General features: G+C 74.7%; 14 protein-coding genes. 9 read left to right on the forward strand and 5 right to left on the reverse strand.

Translation table 11 applies throughout. The annotated features are described in order from the left end of the window. Positions 1-30 precede the first annotated feature (30 nt). Positions 31-927 (reverse strand): esterase/lipase family protein, encoded by an 897-nt coding sequence (locus ACWDYF_RS19230; RefSeq protein WP_389469137.1) that lies wholly within the window; start codon positions 925-927, stop codon positions 31-33. A gap of 455 nt (positions 928-1,382) precedes the next feature. Between ACWDYF_RS19230 and ACWDYF_RS19235 the strand changes: the two genes are divergently transcribed. After that, on the forward strand, positions 1,383-1,799 hold the full coding sequence (locus tag ACWDYF_RS19235) for a cobalamin B12-binding domain-containing protein (RefSeq protein ID WP_018564899.1): 417 nt from the start codon (positions 1,383-1,385) through the stop codon (positions 1,797-1,799). Between the two features lie 203 nt (positions 1,800-2,002). Here ACWDYF_RS19235 and ACWDYF_RS19240 read toward each other — a convergent pair whose 3' ends face one another. Both ACWDYF_RS19240 and ACWDYF_RS19245 read right to left on the reverse strand, forming a co-directional pair. Then, on the reverse strand, positions 2,003-3,631 hold the full coding sequence (locus ACWDYF_RS19240; protein WP_389469140.1) for a DUF5691 domain-containing protein: 1,629 nt from the start codon (positions 3,629-3,631) through the stop codon (positions 2,003-2,005). 283 nt (positions 3,632-3,914) lie between these two features. Further along, positions 3,915-5,279 (reverse strand): SWIM zinc finger family protein, encoded by a 1,365-nt coding sequence (locus ACWDYF_RS19245; RefSeq protein WP_389469143.1) that lies wholly within the window; start codon positions 5,277-5,279, stop codon positions 3,915-3,917. A gap of 133 nt (positions 5,280-5,412) precedes the next feature. On the opposite strand from ACWDYF_RS19245, the gene ACWDYF_RS19250 reads away from it, so the two are divergent. The 5 genes from ACWDYF_RS19250 to sucD all read left to right on the forward strand — a co-directional run bounded on the left by ACWDYF_RS19250 (position 5,413) and on the right by sucD (position 13,351). Then, complete coding sequence (locus ACWDYF_RS19250) at positions 5,413-6,573, forward strand: ATP-binding protein (RefSeq protein ID WP_018564902.1); 1,161 nt, start codon at positions 5,413-5,415, stop codon at positions 6,571-6,573. Between the two features lie 234 nt (positions 6,574-6,807). Beyond that, a complete protein-coding gene (locus ACWDYF_RS19255) occupies positions 6,808-9,303 on the forward strand; it encodes a DUF5682 family protein (RefSeq protein WP_389469166.1) in 2,496 nt (831 codons plus the stop codon). A 164-nt stretch (positions 9,304-9,467) separates the two neighbouring features. Continuing rightward, positions 9,468-10,700 (forward strand): vWA domain-containing protein, encoded by a 1,233-nt coding sequence (locus tag ACWDYF_RS19260; protein WP_389469147.1) that lies wholly within the window; start codon positions 9,468-9,470, stop codon positions 10,698-10,700. Positions 10,701-11,256: 556 nt separating this feature from the next. Next, on the forward strand, positions 11,257-12,438 hold the full coding sequence (sucC, locus tag ACWDYF_RS19265; RefSeq protein ID WP_018564905.1) for an ADP-forming succinate--CoA ligase subunit beta: 1,182 nt from the start codon (positions 11,257-11,259) through the stop codon (positions 12,436-12,438). 28 nt (positions 12,439-12,466) lie between these two features. After that, positions 12,467-13,351, forward strand: a complete 885-nt coding sequence (sucD, locus tag ACWDYF_RS19270) for a succinate--CoA ligase subunit alpha (RefSeq protein WP_018564906.1) — start codon at positions 12,467-12,469, stop codon at positions 13,349-13,351. A 117-nt stretch (positions 13,352-13,468) separates the two neighbouring features. Here the strand turns inward: sucD and ACWDYF_RS19275 are convergent, their stop codons facing one another. After that, entirely contained in the window at positions 13,469-14,584 is a 1,116-nt protein-coding gene (locus ACWDYF_RS19275) for an RNA polymerase sigma factor (RefSeq protein WP_389469837.1), read from the reverse strand. Between the two features lie 96 nt (positions 14,585-14,680). Between ACWDYF_RS19275 and ACWDYF_RS19280 the strand changes: the two genes are divergently transcribed. Continuing rightward, positions 14,681-16,471, forward strand: coding sequence for a cell division protein PerM (locus tag ACWDYF_RS19280; RefSeq protein ID WP_389469834.1), 1,791 nt, complete (start codon positions 14,681-14,683; stop codon positions 16,469-16,471). 38 nt (positions 16,472-16,509) lie between these two features. Here the strand turns inward: ACWDYF_RS19280 and ACWDYF_RS19285 are convergent, their stop codons facing one another. Further along, positions 16,510-17,502, reverse strand: coding sequence for a hypothetical protein (locus ACWDYF_RS19285; RefSeq protein ID WP_389469831.1), 993 nt, complete (start codon positions 17,500-17,502; stop codon positions 16,510-16,512). A 291-nt stretch (positions 17,503-17,793) separates the two neighbouring features. Here ACWDYF_RS19285 and purN point away from each other — a divergent pair, with 291 nt between their 5' ends. Beyond that, positions 17,794-18,423: a phosphoribosylglycinamide formyltransferase gene (gene purN / locus ACWDYF_RS19290; RefSeq protein WP_018564910.1), complete on the forward strand. Its 630-nt coding sequence runs from the start codon at positions 17,794-17,796 to the stop codon at positions 18,421-18,423. Further along, the gene (purH, locus tag ACWDYF_RS19295; protein WP_389469827.1) at positions 18,420-19,985 is read left to right on the forward strand and encodes a bifunctional phosphoribosylaminoimidazolecarboxamide formyltransferase/IMP cyclohydrolase; all 1,566 of its coding nucleotides are present in this window, start codon (positions 18,420-18,422) and stop codon (positions 19,983-19,985) included. The genes purN and purH overlap by 4 nt, the downstream gene beginning before the upstream one ends. Positions 19,986-19,988: the final 3 nt, after the last annotated feature.

The raw sequence follows: 19,988 nt of genomic DNA on the forward strand, positions 1-19,988 counted from the left end.
AGGGGTCAGGCCACGGGGTCAGGCCACCGGTCAGGCCACGGTGACCCCGCCGTCCCCGGCTCCGTCCCCGCCCCGCTCTCCGTTCCGGGCGGCCGACGGGTCGCCGGGACGCACGGTGTCCAGGGCCTCGCGTATCCCCCCGGCCACGGCGGGGTGCACACAGAGCGCGAGATGGCCGATGCCGCTCACCCGGACGTTCTCCGCGCTGAGGTCCGGATGGTCGACGCAGGCCGACTCCAGCGGGTCCATCAGGTGGTCGAGGTCGCTCCAGAAGCTCACGAAGTACGTACGGCAGCCGGGCGCCGGACGGGACAGCTCCTCGATCAGTTCCGAACCCGGGCGCATCTGGCGGACGATGGGATGTGCGTTGGCCAGCGGGGCGACCCGGGTGCCCGCGTGCGGCGTGCCCAGGGTGACGAGGGTGCGCACACGCAGGTCGCCGCCGAGCCGCTGCACGTAGTAACGGGCTATCAGGCCGCCGAGGCTGTGGCCGACGACATCCACCCGGCTGCTGCCGGTGCGCTCGCAGATCTCCTCGATGTGCCGCCCGAGCAGTTCGGCCGCGGTGCGGATGTCGCAGGTCAGCGGCGAGTAGTTGAGGGACTCCACCTGATGCCGGCCGTGCTGGGCGAGGCTGCGGCGCAGCAGGACGAAGACCGAGCGGTTGTCGATGAAGCCGTGCAGCAGGACCACCGGCGGCTTGGCCTCGACGGGCAGTTGGGCGGCGGCGTCCGGCGCGGGCGCCGGGCCCGCGGCGGCGCGGCGCTCCTGGACGATCCCCGAGGGATAGAGGAGGACGTGCCCGGCGAGGATCGCCAGTTCGAGGGCCGTGGCCTTCAGCAGGTCCAGTGAGAGGCCCGCGACCCGGGCCGGGAGCAGACGCTGGCAGAACGGCAGGATCGGGTCTGCGACGCTGGTGACCTTCATGGCCGACCTCCTGTCGGCACGCGGGAGGACGGCTCTGTCCCCCCGGTGCTCTCATGGGCGGTCGCGGCGAGGCGCCCCGCGCGCCCGCCGGTCCGTCCCTGGTGCTCTCGCCGGGGCGCCGGGTGACGACCGGCTCCCCCGGCCCGGGTCCCGGAGGCGCGGGGGCCCGGCCGCGGCTTCCGGGGCGGGGCGGCGGGGAACGGTGCGCGGTGCACGGGGAGGCGGTCCGCGGGTCCCCCGTGCGCGGCGTGGTCCGCTCCGTGCCGTCGCTCGTGCGTCCGCTCCTGCCCGAGGTGGCCGAGCGGTTGTCCCTGCGTGTGATTTCCCCCTCGCTCCGTGCCGTGAAACTGCCGGGTGCGGGATGCTGGAGATAACGTTCGTTCACTTCCCCGGACGACGTGGTGCGGGGCGTCCGTCCCGTGGTGGGCGTAGGAAGTCGCTTCATGGAGGCAGTGATGGGTGTGGCAGCCGGTCCGATCCGCGTGGTGGTGGCCAAGCCGGGGCTCGACGGCCACGATCGCGGTGCGAAGGTGATCGCGCGGGCGCTGCGCGACGCCGGTATGGAGGTCATCTACACGGGCCTCCACCAGACCCCGGAGCAGATCGTCGGCACGGCGATCCAGGAGGACGCCGACGCGATCGGCCTGTCCATCCTCTCCGGCGCGCACAACACGCTGTTCGCCGCCGTGATCGACCTGCTCCGCGAGCGCGAGGCCGAGGACATCGTCGTCTTCGGCGGCGGCATCATCCCCGAGGCGGACATCGCGCCGCTGAAGGAGAAGGGCGTCGCGGAGATCTTCACCCCCGGCGCGACCACCCAGGCGATCGTCGACTGGGTCCGCGCCAACGCCCGCCAGCCTGCCCAGGCGTAGGGCCTCCCGCCCGGACAGGATTTCCCGCCCGGACAGGGTTTCCCGCCGGGAGGGGGCTGGGCCTTCCGGCCCTGGCGCCGCACCCCGGGCCGGCTCGATCTGAACGCACGGCCCCGGCCCGTCGCCCCCGTGCCACCGGGCCCCGCGCCGTCCCCGCGCGCCCGGTGCCCCGAGGCGGGCGCCGCACGGGGGCGGGGTGGTGCTCAGCCGGGGGCGGGCGCCAGTTCCTCGGCCATCGTCCGGCGCAGGCGCAAGGTGGTGACCAGCCGCTGGAACGCCTCCGCCCAGTACCCCCCGGCGCCGGGCGAGGTGTCCTCCGTCTCGTCCGGCACCGCCAGCAGCCCGTCGAGCCGGGCCGCCTCCACCGGGTCCAGACAGCGCTCGGCCAGTCCCATCACACCACTGAAACTCCATGGGTAGCTCCCTGCGTCCCGCGCGATGTTGAGCGCGTCGACCACCGCCCGTCCGAGCGGTCCGGCCCACGGCACCGCACACATCCCGAGCAGCTGAAACGCCTCGGACAGACCGTGCGCCGCGATGAACCCGGCGACCCAGTCGGCCCGTTCGGCGGCGCCCAGCGTGCCGAGCAGCTTGGCGCGCTCGGCCAGGGACACCGCGCCCGGCCCACCGGCCTCGGGTGCCGCGGGCTCCCCGAGGAGCGCCCGCGCCCACACGGCGTCCCGCTGCCGTACGGCGGCCCGGCACCAGGCCGCGTGCAGCTCGCCCTGCCAGTCGTCCGCCACCGGCAGCGCCACGATCTCCTGCGGCGCGCGCCCGCCCAGGCGCGCGGACCACGTGCCGAGCGGGGCGGCCTCCAGCAGCTGGCCCAGCCACCACGACCGCTCACCCCTCCCTGACGGAGCCCTGGGGACGACACCGTCGCGCTCCATGCTCGCGTCGCACTCGTGAGGGGCCTCAACGGCGATCACCGGGGTGCCGCCCGTGCGGTCGACGGCGACACAGGCGGCGGCCCGGTCCGCCATCCGCGCGGCCAGCGCCGACCCGGGCAGCGCCGACAGCAGCTCCGCGGCGGTCGACCGGACGTTGCGGCTGCGGTCGCCGAGGGCCTGTTCCAGGAACGGCTCGTCGGCGGGGCCGAGTCCGGTGCGCAGCGAGTCCAGGAACATCAGCCGGTCCTCGGCCCGCTCGGTGGCCCAGGTGCCGGCGAGCAGGTCGCGGGCCGCGTCCGGTCGCTGCCGCCGTACCGCCGCGAGGAGCGCGACCCGCTCGGCGAACAGGCCCTCCTCCCACAGGCGGCGGACCCCGCCGGTGTCCTCGGGGCCGGGCAGCGCGGCACCACTGCCGGAGGCCGCCCGCAGCGCGAACCGCCACTCCGGGTTCAGCCGGGCCAGCCACAGCCCGCGCGGACCGGCGAAGGCCAGCGCGGCGGGCCGCAGATCCGTACGCCCCCGGGCCGCGTCCAGCAGCGCCGGGAGCGCCTGCGCGGGCGCCGCGTACCCGTGCGCGTCGGCCGCCGCGAGCCACTGGGGCAGCAGTTCCATGAGGTCCGGTGCGGTGCCCCTGCGTCCGCCGCCGCCCGCGCCGGGTCGGTCGGCCAGCAGCATGGCGAGCCGGTCGGCCGCGGCGGGCGGCAGGGCCGGACGCGGGTCGGCGGGCGCCTGCGGGATCCGCTCGGCCGCGGGCGCCGGGAGCAGGCCCGCGCGCCGGGCCACGGTCTGTTCGGCCGCCGCGTCCAGCAGGGCCGCCGGGGCGTCCCGGCCGGGCGCGCCCGCCGGGGGCCTGCGCCGGTCGGTGCCGAGCAGGGCGGTGGTGACCAACTCCTCCCAGGCGCCCGCTGCGGGCGCTTCCACCGGGGCGGAGGTCCTGATCATGAGCGTCCTTTCCGTTGCCGGGTGCCTGAGGGTGCTCGGAGGGTCACCCGGTCCGGGTTTCCCCTGGTACGGAAGAAATGCGTGAGCCGGGAGAAATGCGTGCGTCCGAGGAGGAAGGGCGGGCTCGTGAGGTGCTGCCGGGGCCGCCGGGGCCGGGGTGCGCCTTTCGGGTGAGACTTCCCGCTGCGCTCGGCGCGCCCCGCGGTTCGCCCCGACGTCACTCCGATGCCGGACACCAGGACCCCTCCGACCGGGGCGAACGTCGCAGACGGTGTATAGGACATCAGCACAGCGTCACCGCTTCTCCGTCGCCCTGCGGCCAGACCGTCAAAGGGGTGAACCCGCGGTGCCCGCACTCGCCGAACACCGTGACCGGCGCACCGCCCGACAGGGCCACCAGCCGCCACAGCCCCGGGCGGCCGCCGGCCGCCGCGGTCAGGGGCAGCGCCCGGTCCGTCCCGGCGTCGGCCAGCTGCCAGGAGTCCCCGGCCGGTACCGGCACCACGTCCCGCAGCGTCACCGGGACCGACTCCAGCCAGGGGTCGTCCCGCAGTGCCTCGCCGTAGCGCGCCGCCGCCTCGGCCGTCGTCACCCCGGGCGGGCGTATTCGGGCGGGCGCCGGGGCGGCGAACCGCTCGCCCAGGGCCACGCGCTGCCGCCCGGCGCCCGGGAACGCGGCCACCTCCGCGTCCAGCGCCAGGCCGACCGGCAGCGACATCTCCGGTGCCCGGCCGGCCGCGCCGTAGGACAGCAGCAGTGCCGTACGCCCGGACGCTTCGCCGTGCAGCCAGATGCGGCGGGTGGTCAGCTTCGCGTCCGCCGTGTCGTACTGGGCGAGGACGAGCCAGCGGTCGCGCACCGGCGGGCCGTCCGCCGCAGCGGGCAGGCCCACCCGGGAGCGGACCGTCGCCGCCAGCTCACCGGGCAGCCGCTCGTGGCGCAGCCAGCCCTGGTCCAGCAGATGCAGCAGCGCGCACTCCTCCAGCAGCCGCACCGGCCAGCCCGGTCCGGACGACGGGATCGCGCCCAGCTCCCGCACCCGGGCCGCGAGCCCCGGCGCCTGCGCGTCGACCATGCGGGCCGCGGTCTCCTCCCACAGCCCGTACCCCGCCTGCTCCGCCGCGGCCAGACCGCCGCGCAGCAGATCGGACAGCCGCTGCTCCAGCTCCGCCGCCCCGGCGCTGATCCGCTCGGCCCGGCGCTCCGCACGCCGCCGCGCCGCCTCCGGATCGGCGGCGCCCCGGGCCTCCTGCCCCGCCCGCTGCTCCGCCTTGTCCGCGGTCCGCTTGCGTCGGCCCGCCAGCCACTGCGCGGCCCACTCGGGCGCCCGCTCCTCGGGCACGGTCGCGAGCGCGCTCTCGCCGCCCGCCCACACCAGCAGCAGCCCGAGCGCGTGCTTGCACGGGAACTTACGGCTCGGACAACTGCACTTGTACGCGGGACCCGCCGCGTCGGCGAGGTCCACGACCGTCTGATACGGCTTGCTGCCGCTGCCTTTGCACAGCCCCCACACCGTCCCTTCGTCCGCACTCCCCGTCTCGGACCACGGTCCCGCCGTGCCGAGTTTGCTTCCCGCTTTGCGTGACGCGGGGTCAGGTGCCAGTGCCAGCACCTGGTCCGCGGTCCAGCGCACCCCCTGCTGAGTCATGCCATCGAAGGTAGATCCCCCCACTGACAATCGGCCTCGCGAGAGCGTTTTCGCAGGTCGGAACGCATTGTCAGTGGGGTGGTGCACGGTTGGTGGCAGATCCGAACCGGCCGAGCTGGAGGGGGCCTCAGCCATGTCTGTGACCGTTGAACCGACGTCCGTCGAACCGAGCCACGAGCACTCCGCGCCCGCGAACACGGGCGAGGAACAGAGCGCGCAGTCGCTGCGCCCGCACGCCGAGGACGCCTTCGCCGCCGAACTGGCCGCGCTGGCGGCGCAGGACGACCGGCCGCGCCCGGCCCGCTGGAAGCTGTCGCCGTGGGCCGTGGCGACCTATCTCCTCGGCGGCACCCTGCCGGACGGCACGGTGATCACACCGAAGTACGTCGGCCCGCGGCGGATCGTCGAGGTCGCCGTCACCACGCTCGCGACCGACCGCGCCCTGCTCCTGCTCGGTGTGCCCGGCACCGCCAAGACCTGGGTCTCCGAGCACCTCGCCGCCGCGGTCAGCGGCGACTCCACGCTGCTGGTGCAGGGCACGGCGGGCACCCCGGAGGAGGCCATCCGCTACGGCTGGAACTACGCGCGGCTGCTCGCGCACGGCCCCAGCCGCGACGCCCTGGTGCCCAGCCCGGTCATGCGGGCCATGGCGGAGGGCATGACCGCCCGTGTCGAGGAGCTGACCCGCATCCCCGCCGATGTGCAGGACACCCTGATCACGATTCTGTCGGAGAAGACCCTGCCGATACCGGAACTGGGCCAGGAGGTGCAGGCGGTCCGCGGCTTCAACCTGATCGCCACGGCCAACGACCGCGACCGCGGGGTCAACGACCTGTCGAGCGCGCTGCGCCGGCGGTTCAACACCGTGGTGCTGCCGCTGCCGGAGACCCCCGACGCCGAGGTCGACATCGTCTCGCGCCGCGTCGACCAGATCGGCCGCTCCCTCGACCTGCCGTCCGTCCCGGACGGCGTGGACGAGATCCGCCGCGTGGTCACCGTCTTCCGCGAACTGCGCGACGGCGTCACCGCGGACGGCCGTACGAAGCTCAAGTCGCCCAGCGGCACGCTGTCCACGGCCGAGGCGATCTCCGTCGTCACCAACGGGCTCGCGCTGGCCGCGCACTTCGGCGACGGTGTGCTGCGGGCCGGGGACGTCGCCGCGGGCATCCTCGGCGCCGTGGTCCGCGACCCGGCGGCCGACCGCGTCATCTGGCAGGAGTACCTGGAGACCGTCGTCCGCGAGCGCGACGGCTGGAAGGACTTCTACCGGGCCTGCCGGGAGGTGAGCGCGTGACTGGCACGGGAGTCACGGGGCACGGCGCGGGGGACGGCGCCGTGCGGGCCGGTGCCGACGAGGAGCCGAGCTGGACGGGCGGACGGGGACGACGCGCACAGGGGGGACGGCGTGACAGGCGCTGAGCGGAGCGACGGGCGGAACGGCGAGAAGGAGAACGGCCGGAAGGGCGAGAAGGGGAACGGCCGGGACGGCGAGAAGGAGAGGGAGAGCCGCGGGGCCGGGGCGGGGCCGCTGCTGCTCGGGGTGCGGCACCACGGGCCGGGTTCGGCGCGGGCGGTGCGGGCGGCGCTGGACGCCGCCCGGCCCCCGGTGGTGCTGATCGAGGGCCCGCCGGAGGCGGACGCGCTGATCGCGCTCGCCGCCGACGAGGACATGCGGCCACCGGTCGCCCTCCTCGCCCACGCGGTGGACGAGCCCGGCCGCTCCGCGTTCTGGCCGCTGGCCGACTTCTCCCCGGAGTGGGTCGCCCTGCGCTGGGCGCTGGAGCACGGGGTGCCCGCCCGCTTCATCGACCTCCCGGCCACCCACACCCTGGCGTGGCAGGCGGAAGAGGAAGAGGCGGTGACCGGCCCCACGGACGACGCCGACACGGGCGCCGCCGATCCCGTCGACCCCGACAACCCAGCCGATCCCGACAACCCAGCCGCTCCCGACAACCCAGCCGACCCCGGCGATCCGGCCGACCCCGCCGAACCGGACAGCGGGACCACCACCGGTCCCGGCTCCGTCCCGGCCCCTGGCGCCGACGTGCGGGTCGATCCGCTCGCCGTGCTCGCCGCGACGGCCGGATACGACGACCCCGAGCGCTGGTGGGAGGACGTCGTCGAGCACCGGGGCCCGGGGAGCAAGGACGCGTTCGCCCCGTTCCTGGTGCTGGAGGAGGCCATGGGCGCGCTGCGCGAGACGTACGGGAGCCGGGACCGTGACCTCGTGCGCGAGGCACACATGCGGCTCCAGGTGCGGGCGGCGCAGCGGGAGTTCGGGGACGGCGTGGCCGTGGTGTGCGGGGCCTGGCACGTGCCCGCGCTGCGGCACCGGGCCACCGTCACCGCAGACCGGGCGCTGCTCAAGGGGCTGCCCAAGGTCAAGACGGACATGACCTGGGTGCCGTGGACGCACCGCAGGCTGTCCCGGTTCAGCGGGTACGGCGCGGGCATCGACGCGCCCGGCTGGTACGCGCACCTGTTCGGCGTGCCGGACCGGCCGGTCGAGCGATGGCTGACGAAGGTGGCCGGGCTGCTGCGCGAGGAGGACCGGATCGTCTCCTCCGCGCATGTCATCGAGGCGGTACGGCTGGCCGAGACGCTCGCGGCGATGCGGGGCCGTCCGCTGCCGGGGCTGAGCGAGACCACCGACGCGGTGCGGGCGGTGATGTGCGAGGGATCGGACGTGCCGCTGGCCCTGGTGCGCGACCGGCTCGTCGTCGGGGACGTCCTGGGCGAGGTGCCGGAAGCGGCGCCCGCGGTGCCGTTGCAGCGGGACCTGACCCGCCTTCAGCGCAGGCTGCGGCTCAAGCCGGAGGCGCTGGAGCGCGAGCTGGAGCTCGACCTGCGCAAGGAGACCGACGCCGGCCGCAGCAGGCTGCTGCACCGGCTGCGCCTGCTGGGCGTCGACTGGGGCGAGCCCGCCGCCTCTCGGGGCAGCACCGGCACCTTCCGCGAGACCTGGCGGCTGCGCTGGGAGCCGGAGCTGTCGGTGCGGGTGGCGGAGGCCGGGGTGTGGGGGACCACCGTGCTCTCCGCCGCCACCGCCAGGGCGGAGGCGGACGCCGTGGGCACGGACATCCTCGCCGAGGTGACCGCCCTCGCCGAGCGCTGCCTGCTCGCCGAACTGCCGGACGCGCTGCCGGTGGTGATGCGGGTGCTCGCGGACCGCGCGGCGCTCGACGCGGACGTCGGGCATCTCGCGCAGGCCCTGCCCGCCCTGGTCCGCTCGCTGCGCTACGGCGATGTGCGCGGCACGGACACCGAGGCCCTGGCCGGGGTCGCCGCGGGGCTGGCCGAGCGCGTCTTCGTCGGACTGCCCCCGGCCTGCGTCGGCCTGGACACGGACGCGGCGCAGGAGATGCGCCGTCATGTGGACGCCGTGCACACGGCGGTGGGCCTGCTCGGGGACACCCTCGACGCCCGCCACGGCGATCTGCGCGCCCGCTGGCACGGCGTGCTCCGGACCCTGTCCGGCCGGGACACCGTGCCCGGCGTCGTGCGGGGCCGGGCGGTGCGGCTGCTGCTCGACGAGGGGGAGATCGCCCAGGACCGGGCCGCCCGGTTCATGGGGCTCGCCCTCTCCCCGGGCACACCGCCGCCGGACGCCGCCGCGTGGATCGAGGGCTTCGTCGGCGGCGGGGGCGGGATGCTGCTCGTGCACGACGAGCGGCTGCTCGGGCTGGTGGACGCCTGGCTGACCGGAGTCCCGGCGGACGCCTTCACGGACGTGCTGCCGCTGCTGCGGCGCACCTTCTCGGCGTACGAGTCCGGGGTGCGCAGAACCCTCGGGGAACTGGTGCGGCGCGGCCCGGCCCACGACGGGGGCGGCCCGGCCGGGAGCCCGGCGGCGGGCACGCCCGGCTTCGCCGCGGACCTCGACCCCGAGCGGGCCGGAGCGGTGCTGCCGGTGGTGCGGCTGCTGCTCGGTCTGGACGAGAGCGGAGCCGGGGCGGGGGCGGCGGGTTCCGGCCCGGGAGCCGTGGCGGAGACCGGTGACGCGTACGCGGGGGCGGCGCGATGACACCGGCGGAGGGGAGCGGGGCGGCCGGGGCACCAGAGGAGACCGGCCCGCACGCGGGAGGCATGAGGGCCACGGGGGACGGCAGAGACGGCGGGGGCACGGGGGACGGCAGGGCCACGGGGGACAACGGCAGGACCACGGGGGACATGAGGGATGTGGGGAGCATGACGGGCACGACCGGAGTGACGGACGCGGCGGACATCACCGGGGCGGCCGCAGTGACGGATGCGGCCGAGGGCGCGGGGGACCCCGGGCAGGAGCGGTTGCGGCGGTGGCGGCTGGTGCTCGGCGGGGACGCGGCGGACGGCACCGGCTGCGCGCTGACCGGGCGGGACGCGGCGATGGACGCGGCCCTGGCCGCGCTCTACGGCAAGGGGGACAAGCCGCAGGGCCGGGGCGCGCGGGACCGTTCGGCGGGTCTGGGCGCCTCGGCGCCCTCGGTGGCGCGCTGGCTCGGGGACATCCGGACGTACTTCCCCTCCTCCGTCGTCCAGGTCATGCAGCGGGACGCCATCGACCGGCTCGGCCTGTCCGCGCTGCTGCTGGAGCCGGAGATGCTGGAGGCGGTGGAGGCGGACGTGCACCTCGTCGGCACGCTGCTGTCGCTCAACAAGGCGATGCCCGAGACGACGAAGGAGACGGCGCGGGCCGTGGTGCGCAAGGTGGTGGAGGACCTGGAGAAGCGGCTCGCCACGCGCACCCGGGCCACGCTCGGCGGCGCCCTGGACCGCAGCGCCCGCATCAGCCGGCCCCGCCACCACGACATCGACTGGAACCGCACCATCGCGGCCAACCTCAAGCACTATCTGCCCGAGTACCGCACGATCGTGCCGGAGCGGCTGATCGGCTACGGGCGGGCGTCCCAGTCGGTGAAGAAGGAGGTCATTCTCTGCATCGACCAGTCCGGGTCGATGGCGGCCTCGGTGGTCTACGCCTCGGTGTTCGGGGCGGTGCTGGCGTCGATGCGGTCGATCAGCACCCGGCTCGTCGTGTTCGACACGGCGGTCGTGGACCTCACCGACCAGCTCGACGACCCGGTCGACGTGCTCTTCGGCACCCAGCTCGGCGGCGGCACGGACATCAACCGGGCGCTGGCGTACTGCCAGTCGCAGATCACCCGGCCCGCCGAGACGGTGGTGGTGCTGATCAGCGACCTGTACGAGGGAGGCATCCGCGACGAGATGCTGAAGCGGGTCGCGGCGATGCAGGCGTCGGGGGTGCAGTTCGTGACGCTGCTCGCGCTCTCCGACGAGGGGGCGCCCGCCTACGACAGGGAGCACGCGGCGGCGCTGGCGGCGCTCGGCTCACCGGCCTTCGCCTGCACCCCCGACCTGTTCCCGGAGGTGATGGCCGCGGCGATCGAGAAGCGCCCGCTGCCCGTCCCCGCGACGGCGTGAAGCGCTCCGAGCGGAAGGCGGGGCCGGATGAAATTGGACAAGGCCGGACAAGGGAGAAGCCCGTCCTACTCATCAGTAACAGGGGCTTGCGCGGCGACGGGAGGCGCGTGCGAGTATCGGTGCCCCTCGCACGGACGCCTCCGCGGGACCCAGCGGACCCGGATGGCCGAAAGCCGTCGGTTTCTCCGGTCGTCCCCTCGGAACCTGCGGAAGGACCGGCTGGTCCCCATTGGGGTGGGGATCAGCCGGCCCGAGCCCCCCTCGGGGCTCTTCCAGGGGTCTCACCGGGTCAACCCCAGCCCGGTGAGACCTCGCGGGACCGGCCGTCGCGCGGCACGCGGTGCCAGGTGGGACGGCATCATGTGACAGGTATCACCGCTCACGTGTGACCCTGGATTTATGGCGCCCCGGCAAGCGGCGATAACCTGCGAGATGGACATGCCGCGCGCTCGGACACCGTGTGCGCCCCCCTTGTGACACGCGGACGTCACGTTGCCCTTCGCGGCACGCCCACGCATCCAACGAACCGCGAGATCACTGATAGGGACGGAAGCGCGTGGACCTGTTCGAGTACCAGGCGAGGGACCTCTTCGCCAAGCACGATGTACCGGTGCTGGCCGGTGAAGTCATCGACACGCCTGAGGCGGCGCGCGAGATCACCGAGCGTCTGGGCGGCAAGTCCGTCGTCAAGGCGCAGGTGAAGGTCGGTGGTCGCGGCAAGGCCGGTGGTGTGAAGCTCGCCGCCACCCCGGACGAGGCCGTCGCGCGCGCGACGGACATCCTCGGCATGGACATCAAGGGCCACACGGTCCACAAGGTGATGATCGCCGAGACGGCCCCCGAGATCGTCGAGGAGTACTACGTCTCCTTCCTCCTCGACCGCGCGAACCGCACCTTCCTCTCCATCGCCTCCGTCGAGGGCGGCATGGAGATCGAGGAGGTCGCGGCCACCCGCCCCGAGGCCGTCGCCAAGACCCCGATCGACGCCATCGACGGCGTGACCCCGGAGAAGGCCCGCGAGATCGTCGAGGCCGCGAAGTTCCCGGCCGAGGTCGCGGACAAGGTCGCGAACGTCCTGGTCACGCTGTGGGACACCTTCATCAAGGAGGACGCCCTCCTGGTCGAGGTCAACCCGCTGGCCAAGGTCGCCTCCGGTGAGGTCATCGCCCTCGACGGCAAGGTGTCGCTGGACGACAACGCCGAGTTCCGTCACCCGGACTTCGAGGAGCTCCACGACAAGGCCGCGGCCAACCCGCTCGAGGCCGCCGCCAAGGAGAAGAACCTCAACTACGTCAAGCTCGACGGCGAGGTCGGCATCATCGGCAACGGCGCGGGTCTCGTCATGAGCACCCTGGACGTCGTCGCGTACGCCGGTGAGCAGCACGGCAACGTCAAGCCCGCCAACTTCCTGGACATCGGCGGTGGCGCCTCCGCCCAGGTCATGGCGAACGGCCTGGAGATCATCCTGGGCGACCCGGACGTCAAGTCCGTGTTCGTCAACGTCTTCGGCGGCATCACCGCCTGTGACGAGGTCGCCAACGGCATCGTCCAGGCGCTGAAGCTCCTGGAGGACCGCGGCGAGCAGGTCACCAAGCCGCTGGTCGTCCGCCTCGACGGCAACAACGCCGAGCTGGGCCGGAAGATCCTCACCGACGCGAACCACCCGCTGGTGCAGCGCGTCGACACCATGGACGGCGCGGCCGACAAGGCAGCCGAGCTGGCCCACGCCGCCAAGTAAGCACTCAGGACGAGGACACCAACACACCATGGCTATCTGGCTCAACAAGGACAGCAAGGTCATCGTCCAGGGCATGACCGGCTCCACGGGCATGAAGCACACCAAGCTCATGCTGGGCGACGGCACCAACGTCGTGGGCGGCGTGAACCCGCGCAAGGCGGGTCAGACCGTGGACTTCGACGGCACCGAGGTACCGGTGTTCGGCACCGTCGCCGAGGCCATCGAGAAGACCGGGGCCGACGTCTCCGTCATCTTCGTGCCGGAGAAGTTCACCAAGGACGCGGTCGTCGAGGCCATCGACGCCGAGATCCCGCTGGCCGTCGTGATCACCGAGGGCATCGCCGTGCACGACTCGGCGGCCTTCTGGGCGTACGCCGGCAAGAAGGGCAACAAGACCCGGATCATCGGCCCGAACTGCCCCGGCATCATCACCCCGGGCCAGTCGAACGTCGGCATCATCCCGGGCGACATCACCAAGCCGGGCCGCATCGGCCTGGTCTCGAAGTCCGGCACGCTGACGTACCAGATGATGTACGAGCTGCGGGACATCGGCTTCTCGACGGCCGTCGGCATCGGCGGTGACCCGATCATCGGCACCACGCACATCGACGCGCTCGCCGCGTTCGAGGCCGACCCCGACACCGACCTGATCGTCATGATCGGTGAGATCGGCGGCGACGCCGAGGAGCGCGCGGCCGACTTCATCAAGGCCAACGTGACCAAGCCGGTCGTCGGCTACGTCGCGGGCTTCACCGCGCCCGAGGGCAAGACCATGGGCCACGCCGGTGCCATCGTCTCCGGTTCGTCCGGCACCGCCCAGGCGAAGAAGGAGGCCCTGGAGGCCGCGGGCGTCAAGGTCGGCAAGACCCCGACCGAGACGGCCAAGCTGGCCCGCGCCATCCTCAGCGCCTGAGAAAGCCACTGGGAAAGCGCCTCCGCGTAAGCGGAGCAGCGGTGGGCCCGTGCCCGGCGACATGCCGGGTGCGGGCCCACCGCCGTATCCGGGGCCGAAGCCGCGCGGGCGGCCGGGTCACCGGGCCTCGGGTGCCAGCCGCTCCGGTCCGGCGTCGGCCTGCTTCTTCAGCGCGGCCCGCAGTCGCTGCTCCTGCTGCGACAGCGGGCCGAGCGCGCCCGGCACCGGGAGGCCCTGGACCGCGTGGCCGGGGGAGACCGGCGCGAAGTAGCGGGTGGGCGCGGTGTGCAGGGTGAGCGCCGTGGCGCCGATGATGGTGACGGTGAACGCGATGGCGGACCGCGTCCAGAAGCGGGTGCTGCGCTCCCCGGCGGTGCGCACCGCCACCGGAGTTGCCGGCCCGGCAGGCACCCCGGTCCCGGTCCCGGTTCCCGCCCCGGTCCCGGACCCAGCGCCCGGAGCCGCCCCCGGCCCCGCCGGGGCCCCGACGACAGGGACCCCGGCGCGCACCGCGGCGCCCGCGCCCACCACGCTCCCCACCGCGATCCCCGCACCCGCGGCCACCGCCACCCCCGGGCCCATCGCGGTCCCCATCGCGGTCCCCTTCGCGGGGCCGGTCGCGGCGAGGTGCCAGGCGGAGCCGAGCCGTACCAGACGGCGGTGGAGTTCCGCCGGGTCGGCCAGTTCGGGCAGGCAGGCGGCGACGGCCTCGCGGGCGTGCATCAGCCGGTTGGCCGTCGCCGGGGTGCTCGCCTCGGTCTCCGCCGCGGTCTCCGGCAGATCGAGGCCGACACCGTCGTAGAGGACGAGCGTGCGCCGGTAGGACGGCGGGAGGCGCAGCAGCGCGTGCTGGAGGGCGCGGTCGGCGGGCGCGGGGGGCGGGTCGGGGATCCGGTTGCGGGGCAGGAAGCGGTACCAGGGGGAGAGGGCGCAGTCGTACGCCAGCGCGCGCATCCAGCCCGCCGGGTCGCGGTCGTGGGCGACTTCGGGCCAGCGCTGCCAGGCCAGTTGGAAGGCGCGCTCCACGGCCTCGCGGGCGCGGTCCCGGCGGCCGGTGAGCAGGTAGGACTGGCGGACGAGGGCGGGAGCGCAGAAGGCGTACAGCGCGTCGAATGCCTGAGCGGGCGTCAGCGGGACGCCGGTCTGAGCGGGCGTCAGAGGGGCGTCGGTACCGGTGTGTCGGGCGCCCGGGGGCGGGGGCGGGGGCAGCGGCTTCGTATGACTGCTCGTCACAGTGCGTCCCTCCGTGTGAATAGGCACATAAACGTATATTGAGCGACACAGCGGAGGTTCGCCTGTTGCGCCGGGAATGCGTGTGACGTTGGGAGCATGGCGGGCGTGATCCAGACGACCCATGGACGTCCGCCGCTGCCACGCCTGCGCGCCCGGGTGCGGGACCGCTCACCCGGACTCGGCGCCGGTCTCCTGGGCGGGGTGGTCGCGGCCGGGCTCGGTCTCGGCTCGTTCGCCGTGCTCGGCATCGTGCTGTGGATCAGCTCGCCGTACCCCGACAGCGGGCCGGGCGGCGCGCTGCACACGGCCACCGCGCTGTGGCTGCTGGCGCACGGCGCCGGACTGGTCCGCGCCGACACCCTCACCGGCGCGCCCGCGCCCATCGGGCTGATCCCGCTGCTGCTGGCCGTGGCGCCGCTGCTGCTGGTGCACCGGGCGGCGCGGGACGCGACCGACAGCGGCGACGGCGGGCCGCTGGTGCCCCCGCGCACCGCCTGGGCAGGTGTGGTCGGCGGCTATCTGGCGGTCGCGACCGGCGCGGTGGTCTACGCGGCGGGCGGGGCGCTGCACCCGGCGTGGTTCTCGACGCTGCTGTGGGTGCCGTGCACCGTCGCGGCGGCGGCGGGCAGCGGCGTCTGGGCGGCGTACGGCTGCCCGCGCGCGCCCCTGGAGCAGGCGCTGCGCCGGTTCTCACCCGGCGTGCGGCGCCTGCTGCTCGCTCCCGGGCCCCGCGCGCGCCTGGGCGCCGCCTCCCGGGCGGCCGGTGCCGGTGCCGTGGTCTTCGTCGGCGGCGGCGCGCTGGTGCTCGGGGTGTCGCTGGTGGGGCACGGCGGGGCCGCGCAGGGCGCCTTCCTGCGGCTGACGGAGGGCTGGTCGGGCCGGTTCGCGATCCTGCTGCTCTGTCTGGCGCTGCTGCCGAACGCGGTGCTGTGGGCGGCGGCGTACACGCTCGGGCCCGGTTTCGCGCTCGGCGTCGGGCACACCGTCGGCCCGTTCGCCTCCGACCCGGCGCCGCTGCTGCCGCCCTTCCCGCTGCTGGCGGCGGTGCCGGACGCGGGCCCGGGTACGCCGCTGCATCTGCTGACGGCAGCGGTGCCGGTGGCGGCCGGGCTGGTCATCGGCTGGTTCGTGGCGGGCGCGGCGGTGCGGGAGGTACCGGACGCCACGGGCGCCCTGACCGGGGTGCGGGCCTGGCCGTGGCGGCGGGCGGCGGGCGGGGCCGCCCTGGCGTGCCTGCTGTGCGCGACCGGGCTCGGGGTGCTCGCCGAACTGGCGGGCGGCCCGCTGGGCAACGGCACCCTGGACGCGTTCGGCCCCGTGGGCTGGCAGGTCGCTGGGGCCGCGCTGCTGTGGACCTCGGTGGCGGCGGTGCCCACGGCAGTGCTCGTCCGGGCCTGGCGCTGCCACGGTGTACGGGTCCAGGTGATCGCGGAGACGGCCGGGCAGCGCATCGGCAGGCCCCGCGAGGGCGGGAGGCCGCGCGACGGCGGCAAGGACGGGAACACCGGCGGCAGGGGCCAGAGCACCGGCGGCGGCAGGGCCGTCGCGAGCGGGGCGCGGGGCGCGGACACCGGCGGGCGGCTGCTGCCCGCAGGCTACGACGCCGCCCTCGAACCGTACGACGTGCTGCCGCTGGACCCGCCGGTCGCCGGACCCGGACCGGCCGGCTGGGAGCCCACGGCGCCCGCGACCGCCGAGACCGAAAGCCCGGGGAACACCGGCAGCGGCACCTCCGGAACCACGGACCCCACCGGCACCACCCGTACCGGCGGCACCACCCGTACCGACGGCACCACCGGCACCGCCCGACCGGAGCCGCCGGAAGCGGAGGACACCGGACCCGCGCCCGGCGCACCGCCGACCGCCCCGCCGCCCCCGTCCCCCTGAAAGGGCCGGGTGCTGAAGGGGCCGGGCGGCCCGCGGTCTCAGTCGTCCGTGCCGAGCATGCCCCGCAGCTCCTGCGGCAGATGCCGGTCGCAGGACTGCTGGGCCTGGTGCGTGAGCGAGTCGTTCACGCACGAGTAGTAGTCGCGGTAGACGAACTGCGCGGCGAAACCGGCCAGCACCAGGGCGAGGGCGAGGGACGCCGTGACCAGGCCGCTGATCGCCGCGGTGAGCTGCGGGCGGCTGCTGCCCCCCGCGCCTGTCCCCGCACCTGCCCCGGAGCCCGCCTGGGGCGCAGCCGGAGGCAGCTGCCCCTGCGGCGGGACCTGCCCCGGGACCTGCCCAGGCAGCTGCCCCGGCGCCTGCCCCGGGAACGGGCCCGGCACCTGCGGCCGTCCCGCACCGCCCGCCGCCGGGCCGGTCCCCGCCCCGGCACCGGCCCGGCGCGGCTCGGACCGCAGCGCGCTGATGCCCCAGTACAGGGCGAGCGCGCCGAGCAGCAGGGCGACGGGTGACCAGCCGAAGAGCACGAAGAAGACGGCCCACATACCGGCGAGCAGGGAGAAGCGGGCGCGGCGCTGGGCGGGGTCCGTCGGGTCCCAGCGCATGCCGGAGCCCCGGCCGGGACCGCCCGGACCGCCCGGTCCGCCGCCCGGCTGCTCGGGTCCCCCGGGACGCTGGGGCCGCTCGCCGAACCCGCCGGGGGAGCGGCCGGGCTGCCGGTCGCTCCACTGACTGCCCCAGGGAGACGGACCGCCACCGGGCCCCTGGCCCTGGCCCTGGCCGTGCCCTTGCCCCTGGCCGTTGCCCTGTCCGGAGTCCTGGCCGCCCGGGTGCCGGGGCCGCCACGGCTGGTCGGGCGTGCCCTCGGCGGGCGGGGCGAAGGGATTGTCCTCAGGGGTGCCGCCGCTGTCGCCGCCCGAGGGCGCGTCCGGCGGTGTGGAGGGGCGCTCCCGCAGCAGCACGGTGCCGCGCTCCCCTCCCCGCGCCGACAGCGTTGGGAGGATGCGGAGGCGCAGGCTGCGGTCGGGCATCAAGTGAGCGTCTTCCCCTTGGTGAGTCACAACTGGTCGGACCGGTGTCCGGCACGTCCCTCACCCCTTGAACGCCCGGAGCGCACACTGCGTTCCCCGGGTGTCCCCGGCGCGTTCCCGTACCAGGCCGGTGCAGACGCTACCGCCCGGCCGCGCCCCCGTCCCACGGGGGCCGTCAGGAGTGCCGGTATCGTTGCTGGCGGTCGGCTGCTTCGTAGGGTTCCCCGTATCCGGGGACCCGAAGCATTCGTACGACCGTACAAGAACAGCTCCCCGAGAAAGGGCCCCACCGTGGCCGCCAAGCCCGTGGCCAAGCGCCTCGTCGTGCTGGTCTCCGGATCCGGCACCAACCTCCAGGCGCTCCTCGACGCGATCGCGGAGGCCGGAGCCGAGTCGTACGGCGCCGAGATCGTCGCCGTGGGCGCCGACCGCGACGGCATCGAGGGGCTGGCGCGCGCCGAGCGCGCCGGGCTGCCGGTCTTCGTGTGCCGGGTCAAGGACCACGCCACCCGCGACGAGTGGGACGCGGCGCTCGCCGAGGCGGTCGCCGCCCACGAGCCCGATCTCGTCGTCTCCGCCGGGTTCATGAAGATCGTGGGCAAGGAGTTCCTCGCGCGCTTCGGCGGGCGGTTCGTGAACACGCACCCGGCTCTGCTGCCCAGTTTCCCGGGAGCCCACGGCGTCCGTGACGCGCTCGCGTACGGCGCCAAGGTCACCGGTTGCACCGTCCACTTCGTCGACGACGGCGTCGACACCGGTCCGGTCATCGCCCAGGGCGTGGTCGAGATCCGGGACGAGGACGACGAGAGTGCGCTGCACGAGCGCATCAAGGAAGTCGAGCGAAGGCTGCTCGTCGAGGTCGTGAGCCGGCTCGCCCGGCACGGCTATCGCATCGAGGGACGAAAGGTAGTAATCCTGTGACCGCCGAGAGCAACAAGCGGCCCATCCGGCGCGCGCTCGTCAGCGTCTACGACAAGACCGGTCTGGAGGAGCTGGCCCGCGGGCTGCACGAGGCCGGGGTCGAGCTGGTCTCCACAGGCTCCACCGCCGCGCGGATCGCCGCGGCCGGGGTGCCCGTGACCAAGGTCGAGGAGCTGACCGGCTTCCCCGAGTGCCTGGACGGCCGGGTCAAGACCCTGCACCCCAAGGTGCACGCGGGCATCCTCGCCGACCTGCGTCTCGACGACCACCGGCGCCAGCTCGACGAGCTGGGCGTGGAGCCCTTCGGTCTCGTCGTCGTCAACCTCTACCCGTTCCGCGAGACGGTCGCCTCGGGCGCGTCGCCCGACGAGTGCGTCGAGCAGATCGACATCGGCGGCCCCTCCATGGTGCGCGCCGCCGCCAAGAACCACCCCTCGGTCGCCGTCGTCACCAGCCCCGAGCGGTACGCCGACGTCCTGGCCGCGGTCCGCGACGGCGGCTTCGACCTGGCCGCCCGCAAGCGGCTGGCCGCCGAGGCGTTCCAGCACACCGCGTCCTACGACATCGCGGTGGCCGGCTGGTTCGCCGCGTCCTACGCGCCCGCCGACGACTCGGCCTTCCCCGAGTTCCTCGGCGCCACGCTGGAGCGCAAGAACACCCTGCGCTACGGCGAGAACCCGCACCAGCCCGCCGCGCTCTACACCGACGGCACCGGCGCCGGTCTCGCCGAGGCCGAGCAGCTGCACGGCAAGGAGATGTCGTACAACAACTACACGGACACGGACGCCGCCCGCCGTGCCGCGTACGACCACGACGAGCCGTGCGTGGCGATCATCAAGCACGCCAACCCGTGCGGCATCGCGACCGGCGCGGACGTCGCCGAGGCGCACCGCAAGGCGCACGCCTGCGACCCGGTCTCCGCCTACGGCGGTGTGATCGCCGTGAACCGCCCGGTCAGCAAGGAGCTGGCCGAGCAGGTCGCGGACATCTTCACCGAGGTCATCGTCGCCCCGGACTACGAGGACGGCGCGCTGGAGGCCCTCGCCAGGAAGAAGAACATCCGGGTGCTGAAGGCGCAGGGCGCGCCCTCCCACCCGGCCGAGGTCAAGCCCATCGACGGCGGTGCGCTGCTCCAGGTCACCGACCGGCTCCAGGCCGACGGCGACGACCCGGCCCACTGGACGCTCGCCAGCGGCGAGGCGCTGTCCGCCGACGAGCTGGCCCAGCTCGCCTTCGCCTGGCGGGCCTGCCGGGCCGTCAAGTCCAACGCGATCCTGCTCGCCAAGGACAACGCCTCGGTCGGCGTCGGCATGGGCCAGGTCAACCGCGTCGACTCCTGCAAGCTCGCCGTCGAGCGGGCCGGCGAGGAGCGGGCGCGCGGTTCCTACGCCGCCTCGGACGCGTTCTTCCCCTTCCCGGACGGCCCCGAGATCCTGATTGCGGCCGGGGTGAAGGCGATCGTGCAGCCGGGCGGCTCGATCCGCGACGAGCAGGTCGTGGACGCCGCGAAGAAGGCGGGCGTGACGATGTACTTCACCGGCACGCGCCACTTCTTCCACTGATCC

The sequence above is a fragment of the Streptomyces sp. NPDC003284 genome (assembly GCF_053589675.1).